The sequence below is a fragment of the Pseudofulvibacter geojedonensis genome (assembly GCF_042675745.1).
In the GTDB taxonomy this organism is placed as follows: Bacteria; Bacteroidota; Bacteroidia; order Flavobacteriales; family Flavobacteriaceae; genus Pseudofulvibacter; species Pseudofulvibacter geojedonensis.
The window spans coordinates 244,287-255,990 of sequence record NZ_JBHTJM010000008.1 but is presented as its reverse complement, the minus strand read 5'-3'; the positions used below and the strand labels follow the sequence as shown (position 1 = coordinate 255,990).

Below are 11,704 nucleotides of genomic sequence, written 5' to 3'. Positions count from 1 at the left end.
AACTTAAGGTATTGCAAGTCTTAAAACTTGTTAACAAAAAAGCCTTATTACGATTTGCAATAAGGCTTTGTACTATAATTCTTCTTTTTGAACTAATATTTACTTAATGTAGCCATTTTTATAGCTGCCACTGCAGCTTCTGTTCCTTTATTTCCATGTTTACCTCCAGAACGATCTATTGCTTGTTGCATATTATTATCTGTTAATACGCAAAAAATAACTGGTACATCGCCATGTACATTCAAATCTTTAATTCCCTGAGCAGCACCACTACACACAAAATCAAAATGTTTGGTTTCTCCTTGTATCACACTACCAATAGCAATAACTGCATCTACATCTTGAGTCTGTAACATATGCTTGCTTCCAAAAGTTAATTCGAAAGTACCAGGAACATCCCACACTACAATATTATCTTCTTCTACACCATTTTCTAAAAGAGTTTCTTTAGCTCCTTTTAACAAACCTTGTGTGATATTCTCGTTCCACTCAGAAACAACAATCCCAAACCGAAAATCTTTCGCGTTTGGGATTGTGTTTTTATCGTAAGTAGATAAATTTTTATGTATTGTAGCCATATTATTTTCCAGCTTGAGCTTGCCCTAACAAAGCATCTACTTTAGAAGCTTCTGCAGAGGTCTTGAACTCATCTTTAATTCTAGTTAAATGCTTAGCAGCTACATCGTTTTTACCTAAATCTAAAGCAACTACTGCTGCTTTATATAAAAATCTCGGAGCAGTAAAATCGTTATTACCAACATTAGCAGCTTTCTCGTATTCTCCTAAAGCATCCTCTAATTGATTTAACTGTACAAATGCATCAGCAACTCCTCCTCTAGCGTTAGCCATCATAACCTCATCTTTAGATGAAAACTTATCTAAATAAGTTACGGCGTTCTTGTAGTCATTCATATTTAAATAAGACATACCAGCCATATAATTAGCTAAGTTAGCAGCATCTGTTCCGCTATACTCATTAGTAATATCTATTAAACCAAATTTCCCTTCACCTCCATTTAAAGCTAAGTTAAATAAAGAATCTTTAGCTTTTCCTGAAGCATTTACTGCTTGAGTAAAATACGTTTGGGCTTTAAACATATCGTTAGCAGCTTCTGATTCTTTAGGAGATTGGATGAATTTTCCGTAAGCCATGTAAGCTAACATTCCTAAAGCAAGTACTCCTACTATTCCAAAAATATATTTTTGGTTAGCAGCAAACCATTCTTCAGCTTTGTTAGCAGATGCATCTAAAGTGTCAAACACTTCTTCTGTAGTACTCTCTCCTTCTACATAACCTGTGTTATCATCAAGTATCTCTTCTGCTACCTCTTTAACTTTTTCTTTTGGTTTCTTATATCCTCTTTTCTTGTACGTTGCCATATTCTTAATTTCTAAGTCACGCAAAAATATAATTTTTCTTTAAACTTTAAAGGCATTGTTTTGATAATTTTCAATAATTTGCAAAGCTCAAATAAAACTTGGTTTCGAGCTTCTATTTATATATGATTTTAAAGCAGCTATCTTTAGTTAATTACAAAAATTTTGAATCTAAATCTTTTACTTTTAGTGATAAGATTAATTGCTTTGTTGGTAATAATGGTGTTGGTAAAACCAATGTATTAGATGCTATTTACCATTTATCTTATGGTAAAAGCTATTTTAATCCTGTTGCTTCTCAAAATGTAAATCATTCTGCTGATTTTTTTATGATTGATGGAGCTTATGAAAAAAATGATCGTTCAGAAAAAATCATCGTTGGTTATAAAAAAAATCAAAAAAAGACTATTAAGCGCAATGGTAAATTATATGAACGTTTTTCTGACCACATAGGCTTTTTACCTTTAGTTATTGTTTCTCCAGCCGATAGAGATTTAATAATTGAAGGAAGCGAAACAAGAAGAAAGTTTATAGACAGTATTATATCACAATCTGACAAGGAATACTTAAATACACTTATTAAATACAATAAAACACTAGCACAAAGAAATTCGCTATTAAAATATTTTGCAGCCAATAACACTTTTGATGCTAGTACATTAGAAGTGTATAATGAACAATTAACCAATTACGGAACATTTATTTATTCTAAAAGAAAAATGTTTGTTGAATTGTTTAATACCATATTTCTCAATAGACACAAGGTTGTAAGCGGTGCAAACGAAAAAACGAGTATTATTTATAAAAGTCAACTACACGATACCAATCTAGATAATCTATTAACACAAAGCATTAATAAAGATAAAGCTTTACAATACACATCTGTAGGTATACATAAAGATGATTTGGTTTTTAACATAGAAAACCACCCTATAAAACGTTTTGGTAGTCAAGGACAACAAAAATCTTTTTTAATTGCTTTAAAACTGGCTCAATTTGATTTTTTAAAAAACGAATCAGGTGTAAGACCAATTCTACTTTTAGATGATATTTTTGACAAATTAGATGAAAATAGAGTTTCTCAATTAATTCATTTAGTTAATGGTAATGATTTTGGACAAATATTTATATCTGATACACATAAAGAACGAACAGAAAACATTATAAAAGAAACAGAAAAAACATATGAATTGTTTCAGTTAAAACAAAAAGAAAACCAAGGATATGAAAACTAAATTTTATTTCTTTTTAATCGTACTTAGCTTCCTATTAAACTCTTGTAATCATAAAAATAAAGAAATTGATTTAGAGCAGTTAAACGGTTATTGGGAAATTGAAACTGTTGAAACAACTGATCAAAAAGTTAGGCAATACAATATCAATACTACTGTTGAATATTTTTATTTAGATAGCAACTTTAAAGGATATAGAAAGAAAGCCACTGCAGATATTAGTGGAAAATATAGATCTAACAATAGAAAAGATAGTATTACCATAAAAGATGAAGATGGTGTCTTTTTTTTAAAGACTAATACGCAGATACACTCACAAAAGGAAAAAATTCTAGAACTTACTCAAGAAAAGTTATTATTAGAAAATGAAACAGGTAACAAATACTTTTACAAAAGACATCAAAAACTAGATTTCAATTAAATATGACTAAAAGGAATAAAGAACAAATTAGTTTATCTGATGCCTTAAAAGGCTTTATTAAAGAAAATAACCTAGAAAAAGGATTGGAGAAAATTGATGCTAGAGATGCATGGTACGCAGTAATGGGTAATGCCATTGAGGCATATACTACTTCTGTAGAACTTCAGAACAATGTTTTACTAGTTCGCCTAAGTTCTTCTGTTTTGCGAGAAGAATTAAGTTACGGAAAGGCAAAAATTATAGCCAATATAAATGAATATTTGAGAAAAGATACTGTTAAGGAATTGATACTAGCCTAAATAAAAAAGGAGAAATTAATAAATTTCTCCTTTTTTATAATTTTATTGTCTAGCCTTAAAAATTTCCATAAACATAAAAATTCCCATATTTCTAGCTCTATTTTTAGCTAACTGGGCTCTTTCGCCTAAAAACAATTCATCTATAGTCTGTAACCAATAGTTTAACCAAATTCCAAAATGTTCATTTTGGATGGAATTATTGTTTTTTTTATCAACTTCAACATGCTTTTTTAATGGATTTCCAGAAAAGACATTCTTCATAAATAGCTGACTTTCCCAAAAATTAGTTAAGTGTATTATATGCGACTCCCAATCGCTGATAACATTATTAAAAAACGGACCTAATTCTCGATCTACCTTTACTTTTTCATAAAAAGCACTTACCAATAAAAAAACGTCTTCTCTATTTTTTATATCTGTTAAAATTTGCATTTCCCTAGTTAAAATTTAAAAACAATATAACTAAATTTATAATAGTTGCGAAGATAAGTGTATTAAACGCAAATTTCTTTTTCATCTGCCCTAAAATTGTAGCATTATAGCCCATACAAACTATAACACATATAGCTAATTCATAAATGGTTGTACTAGAATTATCTTTTAATAAATACATTACAGATATTGAGCCCAAACAAGTTAAAACCATCATACTTATAGGTGCATAACCTAAAAAACCTGTTTCAAAATCTTTAAATGCTTTGGTATATGCTTTTGTTATCATAATAAGTTATTTTTACAAATACAAAGTTCTAGTAATAACCTTCCTTATTTTATGATTCAAATCATAAGCAATCTACTTTGTTTTTTTAGATATTAATCTAACATAAAATAGGGCAATAGATAAACAACAAATATTAAATATGGTTCCTGAACAATTATTAATACAATATGGAGCAGTTTTAAAAAAATACAATAAAGACTCAACTGTACTATACAAAGGGCAACAAGCCAACTTCTTTTTTCAAATAAAAACAGGATCTGTAAAAATGTATAACCTATCTGAAGATGGAAAAGAGTTTGTTTTAGAGTTATTTTATAACACTCAAAGTTTTGCCGAACCTCCTTTATTTAGTGATTTTAATTATCCTGCTGAAGCAATTACTACTATTGATTCTGAAATATACGTATTGCCTAAAGCATCTTTTCTTAATTTATTAAAAGAAAACTTTGACGTTCATTTAACTCTTAATAAAATATTATGCAATCGCTTAAAATATAAATCAATGATTTTAAGTGAAATTAGTGTTCAAACTCCCGAACACCAAATGATTACTCTACTAACTTACCTTAAAGACACTGCCAATTGTAACAGTGAGTACGAAATACCGTTAACAAGGCAACAACTTGCAGACTTAACAGGTCTACGAGTAGAAACGGTAATAAGAACTTTAAAAAAGTTAGCTCAACAAGAAAAAATTATTATTAAAAACCGTAAGGTTTTTATCTAGTCTAGTCTTGTTCTATTTTTGGCCATTTCCAAGCATTATAAACTATTACAAGTGTAATTATACTTTCTACAAAACCTAGAAAAGCATAGAAGCCATACCATAGGGTTAATGAGTTGAAAGCTATTATTAGCATCATTAATGAATATAATGATCCGACAACTATATTTGTTAACCTGTTTATTTTTGATGGCAACATAACAGATAATGCTATTAAAACTGCTGGTATTGTTAATACAACTGATGCAATAACTAACTTTAAAGGACTATCTAAAACATGCGTTCCGCTTAATAGACTCTCTACCTTTTCTGGAACATACAATTCAAAATAATCTCCATATACATAACAAAACATTACAGAAGTCCATAAAACTGAAAGCTTTATTTTAATATTTACTTTTGAATTTTCTAACATTATAAAACTGTATTTATTAGTATAGACGCAAATATTTACCAAATAGTTGCCTCACTAAAAAAATAATTATCTGCTCTTTTAAAAATCCAATAACATAACTTGTAGATAAACATTACAAAACTTATTTTAGCTAGATGATTAAAGTAGTCCTTTTAGGTGCAGGTAATGTTGCCACTCATTTGTTTGAGGCTTTTCAACAGTCAAACGAAATTGATGTAGTACAGGTATACAACCAATCTAAAAATAGGCTTCGTTCTTTTAAAGAAAGAGTAAGTACAACTACTAACTTAAAAGAATTAAAAAAAGCAGATGTCTATATAATTGCTATTAAAGACGATGCTATAGAAAAGCTCAGCAATCAACTACCTCATACAGACCGGTTAATAGTTCATACTTCGGGTTCTGTTTCTATAAATTCTTTAAGCAAACACAACAGACACGGTGTTTTTTACCCGTTACAAACTTTTACTAAAGGAAAAGAGGTAAATTTCAAGACCATACCTATTTGTTTAGAAACTGCTGTAATAACTGATTATATTATTTTAGAAAAGTTAGCCAAGGCTATTAGTCAGGCTGTTTATAATATTAATTCTACACAACGAAAAGCTTTGCATGTAGCTGCCATTTTTGTAAATAACTTTGTAAATCATTTATATCAGAAAAGCAATGAAATCTGTGAAGAACACAAAGTTCCTTTCGAGGTTTTACATCCGTTATTACTTGAGACTGCTCAAAAAGCTTTAGAAATGAATCCTTTAAAAGCACAAACAGGTCCAGCTATTAGAAAAGATCAAAAAATAATTGAGTCACACATAAAAAATCTCAGTACTCAACAACAAAAAGATATTTATACCATACTTACTAAATCTATACAAGAAACTCATGGCAACAAGTTATAAAGAAATCATGAACAACATTGACACGTTAATTTTTGATGTAGATGGCGTTCTAACTAACGGAATGATTACCATTACTACAGACGGGCAAATGTACCGACATATGAATATAAAAGATGGATACGCATTACGATCTGCTGTTTTAGCAGGCTTTAATGTATGTATTATTTCTGGAGGTTCTAATGAAGGAGTTCGCAAACGCTTAGAAGGTTTAGGTATTACAGATATTTATCTTGGTGCACACCAAAAAATGATTCAGTTTGAAGAATATTGTTCTAACAAAGGTATTGATGCTAGTACCATTATGTATATGGGAGATGACATACCTGATTTACCCGTAATGCAACAAGTAGCTTTAGCTTGTGCCCCTCAAGATGCTGCTCCAGAAATTAAAGATGTAGCAGAATATATTTCTCAAATTAAAGGTGGTGACGGTTGTGTAAGAGATGTTATTGAACAAGTAATGCGTGTTCAAGGTAAATGGACAACTCAAACTGAAGCGAAATACGACTAGCCAAATTCTATAAAAAAAATCTTGAACTCATCTTATGCAAATCCTACAACTAATTCGCTTTAAAAACCTATTTATGATAGCCTTTATACAGTGCTTATTAAAATATGTTTTTTTTGCATTACCTCAATTTCAAAATATACCAACAGCCTTAAATACTAATAACTTTACCTTGTTAGTATTAGCCACTATTTGTATTGCAGCTGCAGGTTATATTATTAACGACATTTACGATGTTCAAGCAGATAACATTAATAAACCTAAGAAAGTATTTATTAACAAAGGAATTTCAGAAAGTTTGGCCAATAATTTATTTATGGGCTTTACTATTTTAGGTATAGTTTTAGGAACCTATGTTTCATGGCAAATTGGTAAAAATAGTTTCGCTACTATTTTCTTGTTGGTTTCTGCTTTATTATATTTTTATGCTACTAGTTTAAAACAAACCATATTAGTAGGAAACATAGTTATTTCTGCTATAGTAAGTTTGAGCGTCTTAATTGTTGGAATTTTTGAAATTGCTCCTATGGTAACTCCAGAAACCAAAGATGCATATTTATTTATGTTTAAGTTTTTAATAGACTATGCCTTATTTGCTTTCTTAATTAACCTAGTGAGAGAATTGGTAAAAGACTTAGAAGACATAGATGGTGATTACAAAGCTGGATATAATACTTTACCCATAGCGATTGGAAGAAATAGAGCCAGTAAAATAGCTTTTGCTTTATGCTTATTAACTATAATTACTATTTTTTATTATACAATTACTTATTTATTTGAAAATCAATATCTACTACTCTACTTTATCTTTGTAATTATTGGCCCTCTAGCTTATTGTGCTATAAAACTAATAACAGCCAAGCATAAAAAACATTTCACGCATATTAGTTTGATTTTAAAAATTACTATGCTCCTAGGAATGTTATCTATTGTTCTTTTAAAATTTGTTTAGTATGTTAAACGAAAAACTACAAGGCAAGCACTTAATACTCGCTTCTGGTTCTCCTAGAAGACAACAGTTCTTTAAAGACTTGGGGATAAATTTTGAAATTCGTTTAAAAGAAGTTGAAGAAATTTACCCTCCAAGACTCAAGCACTTTGAAATTAGTGATTATCTAGCACAATTAAAGTCTTTACCTTTTGAAAAAGAATTACAAGAAAACGATATTCTAATTACTAGCGATACAATAGTTTGGTTAAACGAACAAGCACTTGGTAAACCTCATTCTAGAGAAGAAGCATTTAATATGTTAAAGAGTATGAGTAATACTACTCATGAGGTCATTACATCTGTATGTATAAAAACAACTAAATACCAAAAAACCGTACATGCAGTAACCAAAGTTACTTTTAAAGAACTTAGCTCAGATGAAATTAACTATTATATAAACAATTATAAACCTTTTGATAAGGCTGGTGCTTATGGCATACAAGAGTGGATTGGCGCTATAGGTATTACCAAAATAGAAGGAACTTATAATAATGTTGTAGGTTTACCAGTTAACCTAGTATATAGAGAGTTATTATCTTTAGTCTCATAACAAACTTTCTTTTTTTATTCATAGTTAAACTATAGTTATCAAAGTTAGTTTTTACCTAAATAGCCACTGATATTGATTGAATTATAAAAACAATTGTGTATTTGGACGCAAAAAAACACCTTTTGTAGAAAAACACAAGCTTTTTATCTAATTTGTAGTATAAAAACCTCATAAACAAGTAAGTATTAGTAAATTTAAGTAAAGTAATTTATCGGGTAATTAATTATTTTAAATCATTAAAGCCAGCATTTTGTGTAATTTAGCTGGCTTTTCTTTTATATTAAAATAACAAACCCCTAGTCTATTTGAGAATAAACTAAGGGCTGTGCTAAACTAACCAATATTAAAATTTACTTGAAAAACAAATGCTTTTCTGAATATGAACAATTATGTTCTTATTATTATAGTTCAAATATACACAGTATTTAGATTCTTTTTAAATAAATGTTGTAAACCACTTGCAACATGTTGCATAACAAACAATTAAGAAACATTAAAACCTTAAAACAAATACATAAAACTCCCTATAGTGACACCATTATTCCTAGAAACTGATTCCAGTTTTTAGCAAATTAATAGTAAACTTACATTAATAAACAAATTGTTTTTAATGCTATAAGCTACTTATAGTTTGTTATACAAACCAAAATTGAGAGGCTACAATTACTTTAAAAAATATAAGCAAAAACAAACCCCTAGTCCGTTTGGGGGAAGACTAGGGGTTGTGCTAAACTAACCAATATTAAAATTTACTTGAAAAACAATTTGTTCTTAGTTACTAAAAACAATCATTACTCTTGTAATTATACCTCAAATATATATGGGTTTATTAGATAAATAAAATGAATGTTGTCAACTATTCATTTTATGTTGTGTAATAATTTTTCCTTGTTGTCACAATAAACGGTTATTTTGATAATTAACCTTTTTTAGTGATGCTTATAACTAGAATTTTAACTTAAAAAAACTGTTAGTTTTAATATATTTGAGCAACTAAGTCACAAACTTAATTCCATGTTTAAAAACTATACCACTGCCCTATTTATTTTATTAACCTCATTATCTTGGGCACAAGCACCTAAAAAGCTTAATCCTTCAGAAATACATAACGAAATTAAAAAGTTAAACTTCTTAGGTTCCGTTTTGTATTTAGCCGCACACCCAGACGATGAAAATACAAGGCTAATATCTTATCTATCCAATCACCTACATGCAAGAACTGCATACTTATCTTTAACCAGAGGTGATGGTGGGCAAAATTTAATAGGACCAGAACTAAGAGAAAAACTAGGTGTATTACGAACTCAAGAATTATTAGCTGCTAGAAATATAGATGGTGGAGAACAATTTTTTACCAGAGCTAATGATTTTGGTTACTCTAAACATCCAGATGAAACTTTAGCTATTTGGAACGAAGAAGAAGTTTTAAGCGATGTTATTAGAGTTATTAGACAATTTAAGCCAGATATAATAGTAAATAGGTTTGACCACAGAAGTCCTGGTACAACTCATGGTCACCATACTACCTCAGCTATGTTAGGTGTAGAAGCTTTTGATTTGGCTAAGAAATCATCAGTTTATCCTAACCAAGCTAATGAATTAGGCACATGGCAACCCAAACGTATTTTCTTTAATACATCTTGGTGGTTTTATGGTAGTAAAGAAAAATTTGAAAAAGCTGACAAATCAAATATGGTAACTGCAGATATAGGTGTTTATTACCCTTCTAAAGGATTATCTAACACCGAAATAGCTGCTCTTAGTAGGAGTCAGCATAAGTGCCAAGGTTTTGGTAGTAGTGGAACTAGAGGAGAACAATTAGAATATTTAGAATTACTGAAAGGAGATTACCCAAAAAACAATGACTTATTTGAAGGTATTAACACGAGTTGGTCTAGAGTTAAAGGTGGTAAAGCTATTGGAGATATCCTTAATAAGGTTGAGAACAATTTTAATTTTAATAAACCAAGTATTCATTTACCAGAATTAATAAAAGCCTATCAATTAATTCAGCAATTAAACAATGACCATTGGAAAACTCAAAAAACAAAAGAAATCTCTTTTATAATAGAACAATGTGCTGGATTGTATTTAGAAGCTGTTGCTAGTTCTTCTATAACCAACCCGGGTTCTAAAAATGATTTAAAAATTGAAGCTATTAATAGGAGTAATAACAAAATTACGCTTAATTCAATAGATGTTTTAGATCAAGCTTTTGAGCAAGGTTTATCCTTAGAATTCAATAAAAAAAACACTATTGATGTTAGCTATCAACTTTCAAAAACAGCTAATACCAATGGACCATATTGGCTTAATAAAGAAGGAACATTAGGAATGTACCATGTCAGTAATATAAAAAACATTGGCTTACCAGAAACAAACAAAATTACCAAAGCTACCTTCAACTTAAACATTTTAGATACTCCTATCAGCATTCAAAAAGATATTATTTATAAGTATACAGACCCTGCAAAAGGAGAAATTTACGAACCGTTTTACGTCTTACCAGAAGTAACCTCATCTATAAAAGAAGATGTATATATTTTTAATAACAACGAAGCTAAAAAAGTTAGCGTAGAAGTTCTTGCTAACAAAGAGAATATTAGTGGCGTATTACAATTAAAAGTTCCTGAAGGCTGGAGTGCTCTACCTGAAAGAGCTGATTTAACAATTGCCAATAAAGGAATGAGCAAAACTGTTGACTTTATGGTTACACCTAGTAAAACTCAATCTGAAGGAGCTATTGAATCTGTATTTACTTATCAAAACACTAGTTACAACAAAGAATTAGTTTATATAGATTACGATCACATACCTAAGCAAGCGGTGTTACTAGACAGTAAAGCTAAAGTGGTAAAATTAGATATTACAACAAAAGGTAAGTTAATTGGCTATATAAAAGGCTCTGGAGATGTTACTGTAGAAAGTTTAGAACATATTGATTATGAAGTAGAAGAACTAATTCCTGATAACATTAATAATACATCTCAATTAGAAAAATACGATGCTATAGTTGTAGGTATTAGAGCTTATAATGTTTTAGAGAACTTAACTCATAAACAAGACATCCTGTTCGATTACGTAAAAAACGGAGGGAATATGGTGGTTCAATACAATACTCGTCATCGATTAAAAACTGATAAATTAGCTCCTTACGATATTACCTTATCTAGAGATCGTGTTACCGATGAATATGCGCCTGTTACTTTTCTAGCAAAAGACCATGAAGTTTTAAACTATCCTAATAAAATCACTCAAAAAGATTTTGAAGGTTGGGTACAAGAACGTGGATTGTATTTCCCTAATAAATGGGCAAAAGAATTCACTCCTATATTGAGTATGCACGATAAAGGGGAGTCTAAAAAAGATGGTAGTTTATTAATTGCTAAATACGGAAAAGGGAATTATATATATACAGGATTAAGTTTCTTTAGAGAGTTTCCTGCTGGAGTACCAGGTGCATACCGATTATTTGCTAATATCTTATCACTAGGAAAAAATGGAAAATAAGACTCAATACAAATGGAAAAAAATGTACACTTTAGTACTCGTTGCTAATGCCATTTA

General features: G+C 29.7%; 14 protein-coding genes. 9 read left to right on the top strand and 5 right to left on the bottom strand.

Annotated elements, in window-relative coordinates:
• Positions 1 to 92: 92 nt before the first annotated feature.
• Positions 93 to 578: a 6,7-dimethyl-8-ribityllumazine synthase gene (gene ribH / locus ACFQ1O_RS08430; RefSeq protein WP_377715331.1), complete on the bottom strand. Its 486-nt coding sequence runs from the start codon at positions 576 to 578 to the stop codon at positions 93 to 95.
• 1 nt (position 579) lies between these two features.
• A complete protein-coding gene (locus ACFQ1O_RS08425; protein ID WP_377715330.1) occupies positions 580 to 1,380 on the bottom strand; it encodes a tetratricopeptide repeat protein in 801 nt (266 codons plus the stop codon).
• 122 nt (positions 1,381 to 1,502) lie between these two features.
• Here ACFQ1O_RS08425 and recF point away from each other — a divergent pair, with 122 nt between their 5' ends.
• The 3 genes from recF to ACFQ1O_RS08410 are packed head-to-tail and all read left to right on the top strand — an operon-like array spanning position 1,503 to position 3,329.
• Complete coding sequence (gene recF, locus ACFQ1O_RS08420; protein ID WP_377715328.1) at positions 1,503 to 2,612, top strand: DNA replication/repair protein RecF; 1,110 nt, start codon at positions 1,503 to 1,505, stop codon at positions 2,610 to 2,612.
• Positions 2,602 to 3,030, top strand: coding sequence for a hypothetical protein (locus tag ACFQ1O_RS08415; protein ID WP_377715326.1), 429 nt, complete (start codon positions 2,602 to 2,604; stop codon positions 3,028 to 3,030). Before recF ends, ACFQ1O_RS08415 begins: the two co-directional genes overlap by 11 nt.
• Positions 3,031 to 3,032: 2 nt before the next feature.
• The gene (locus ACFQ1O_RS08410) at positions 3,033 to 3,329 is read left to right on the top strand and encodes a DUF721 domain-containing protein (RefSeq protein WP_377715324.1); all 297 of its coding nucleotides are present in this window, start codon (positions 3,033 to 3,035) and stop codon (positions 3,327 to 3,329) included.
• 42 nt (positions 3,330 to 3,371) lie between these two features.
• On the opposite strand, the gene ACFQ1O_RS08405 is transcribed toward ACFQ1O_RS08410, so the two are convergent.
• Together ACFQ1O_RS08405 and ACFQ1O_RS08400 are read right to left on the bottom strand one after the other, a co-directional pair.
• Positions 3,372 to 3,761 carry a group III truncated hemoglobin gene (locus ACFQ1O_RS08405; protein WP_377715322.1) on the bottom strand — a complete coding sequence of 130 codons (390 nt, stop codon included), beginning with the start codon at positions 3,759 to 3,761 and terminating at the stop codon, positions 3,372 to 3,374.
• Positions 3,762 to 3,765: 4 nt separating this feature from the next.
• On the bottom strand, positions 3,766 to 4,050 hold the full coding sequence (locus ACFQ1O_RS08400; protein ID WP_377715320.1) for a hypothetical protein: 285 nt from the start codon (positions 4,048 to 4,050) through the stop codon (positions 3,766 to 3,768).
• A gap of 139 nt (positions 4,051 to 4,189) precedes the next feature.
• Here ACFQ1O_RS08400 and ACFQ1O_RS08395 point away from each other — a divergent pair, with 139 nt between their 5' ends.
• The gene (locus ACFQ1O_RS08395) at positions 4,190 to 4,777 is read left to right on the top strand and encodes a Crp/Fnr family transcriptional regulator (protein ID WP_377715318.1); all 588 of its coding nucleotides are present in this window, start codon (positions 4,190 to 4,192) and stop codon (positions 4,775 to 4,777) included.
• Position 4,778: 1 nt separating this feature from the next.
• On the opposite strand, the gene ACFQ1O_RS08390 is transcribed toward ACFQ1O_RS08395, so the two are convergent.
• The gene (locus tag ACFQ1O_RS08390) at positions 4,779 to 5,189 is read right to left on the bottom strand and encodes a DUF6326 family protein (RefSeq protein WP_377715316.1); all 411 of its coding nucleotides are present in this window, start codon (positions 5,187 to 5,189) and stop codon (positions 4,779 to 4,781) included.
• A gap of 134 nt (positions 5,190 to 5,323) precedes the next feature.
• Here ACFQ1O_RS08390 and ACFQ1O_RS08385 point away from each other — a divergent pair, with 134 nt between their 5' ends.
• The 5 genes from ACFQ1O_RS08385 (at position 5,324) to ACFQ1O_RS08365 (ending at position 11,647) form a co-directional block, all read left to right on the top strand.
• Positions 5,324 to 6,088 carry a Rossmann-like and DUF2520 domain-containing protein gene (locus ACFQ1O_RS08385; RefSeq protein ID WP_377715314.1) on the top strand — a complete coding sequence of 255 codons (765 nt, stop codon included), beginning with the start codon at positions 5,324 to 5,326 and terminating at the stop codon, positions 6,086 to 6,088.
• Positions 6,072 to 6,599, top strand: coding sequence for a KdsC family phosphatase (locus ACFQ1O_RS08380; RefSeq protein ID WP_377715312.1), 528 nt, complete (start codon positions 6,072 to 6,074; stop codon positions 6,597 to 6,599). Before ACFQ1O_RS08385 ends, ACFQ1O_RS08380 begins: the two co-directional genes overlap by 17 nt.
• Before the next feature lie 34 nt (positions 6,600 to 6,633).
• Positions 6,634 to 7,548 carry a geranylgeranylglycerol-phosphate geranylgeranyltransferase gene (locus tag ACFQ1O_RS08375; RefSeq protein ID WP_377715310.1) on the top strand — a complete coding sequence of 305 codons (915 nt, stop codon included), beginning with the start codon at positions 6,634 to 6,636 and terminating at the stop codon, positions 7,546 to 7,548.
• A gap of 1 nt (position 7,549) precedes the next feature.
• Positions 7,550 to 8,137 carry a Maf-like protein gene (locus tag ACFQ1O_RS08370; RefSeq protein ID WP_377715308.1) on the top strand — a complete coding sequence of 196 codons (588 nt, stop codon included), beginning with the start codon at positions 7,550 to 7,552 and terminating at the stop codon, positions 8,135 to 8,137.
• Between the two features lie 1,014 nt (positions 8,138 to 9,151).
• On the top strand, positions 9,152 to 11,647 hold the full coding sequence (locus ACFQ1O_RS08365) for a PIG-L family deacetylase (protein ID WP_377715306.1): 2,496 nt from the start codon (positions 9,152 to 9,154) through the stop codon (positions 11,645 to 11,647).
• Positions 11,648 to 11,704 lie beyond the last annotated feature (57 nt).

Bases quoted from the DNA above. Each gene is read 5' to 3' on its own strand.
- ribH (WP_377715331.1), bottom strand. From the start codon at position 578: ATGGCTACAATACATAAAAATTTATCTACTTACGATAAAAACACAATC.
- ACFQ1O_RS08425 (WP_377715330.1), bottom strand. From the start codon at position 1,380: ATGGCAACGTACAAGAAAAGAGGATATAAGAAACCAAAAGAAAAAGTT.
- recF (WP_377715328.1), top strand. From the start codon at position 1,503: ATGATTTTAAAGCAGCTATCTTTAGTTAATTACAAAAATTTTGAATCT.
- ACFQ1O_RS08415 (WP_377715326.1), top strand. From the start codon at position 2,602: ATGAAAACTAAATTTTATTTCTTTTTAATCGTACTTAGCTTCCTATTA.
- ACFQ1O_RS08410 (WP_377715324.1), top strand. From the start codon at position 3,033: ATGACTAAAAGGAATAAAGAACAAATTAGTTTATCTGATGCCTTAAAA.
- ACFQ1O_RS08405 (WP_377715322.1), bottom strand. From the start codon at position 3,761: ATGCAAATTTTAACAGATATAAAAAATAGAGAAGACGTTTTTTTATTG.
- ACFQ1O_RS08400 (WP_377715320.1), bottom strand. From the start codon at position 4,050: ATGATAACAAAAGCATATACCAAAGCATTTAAAGATTTTGAAACAGGT.
- ACFQ1O_RS08395 (WP_377715318.1), top strand. From the start codon at position 4,190: ATGGTTCCTGAACAATTATTAATACAATATGGAGCAGTTTTAAAAAAA.
- ACFQ1O_RS08390 (WP_377715316.1), bottom strand. From the start codon at position 5,189: ATGTTAGAAAATTCAAAAGTAAATATTAAAATAAAGCTTTCAGTTTTA.
- ACFQ1O_RS08385 (WP_377715314.1), top strand. From the start codon at position 5,324: ATGATTAAAGTAGTCCTTTTAGGTGCAGGTAATGTTGCCACTCATTTG.
- ACFQ1O_RS08380 (WP_377715312.1), top strand. From the start codon at position 6,072: ATGGCAACAAGTTATAAAGAAATCATGAACAACATTGACACGTTAATT.
- ACFQ1O_RS08375 (WP_377715310.1), top strand. From the start codon at position 6,634: ATGCAAATCCTACAACTAATTCGCTTTAAAAACCTATTTATGATAGCC.
- ACFQ1O_RS08370 (WP_377715308.1), top strand. From the start codon at position 7,550: ATGTTAAACGAAAAACTACAAGGCAAGCACTTAATACTCGCTTCTGGT.
- ACFQ1O_RS08365 (WP_377715306.1), top strand. From the start codon at position 9,152: ATGTTTAAAAACTATACCACTGCCCTATTTATTTTATTAACCTCATTA.